This is a genomic window from Mesorhizobium sp. M7A.F.Ca.MR.362.00.0.0 (genome assembly GCF_004023175.1).
Lineage (GTDB): Bacteria > Pseudomonadota > Alphaproteobacteria > Rhizobiales > Rhizobiaceae > Mesorhizobium.
Genome location: NZ_RZTF01001037.1, coordinates 1 through 266, shown reverse-complemented (window position 1 = coordinate 266; position 266 = coordinate 1). Strand labels below are relative to the sequence as shown.

Genomic DNA, 266 nt, shown 5'->3' with positions numbered 1-266 from the left:
TCATATTTCTGCTTACCTTTATATTTTCCGAATTTTATAACAATTATACTATTAAATGCTGTTAATTGGAGCAAACAGCGCTTCCCCTTCATTTTTCGGCGAATTTACTAACGTAGAAACCCCATACTTCATCATCTCTTCCGCTTCGTAGGGTTTTAGCAATCCCTTCAGCTGCTCAGTGTCTTGGTTATCTGGATTTAGCCAAATATCATAGTCCTCTTTCTTTAATATTACCGGCATTCTATCATGAACATCTTTTGTAACTT

At 35.7% G+C, this 266-nt stretch carries 1 protein-coding gene; it reads right to left on the bottom strand.

The window, feature by feature from the left end:
* Window positions 1-51: 51 nt before the first annotated feature.
* The coding region (locus tag EOC06_RS39025; RefSeq protein ID WP_164899092.1) for an SOS response-associated peptidase family protein at window positions 52-266 on the bottom strand (215 nt) is incomplete at its 5' end.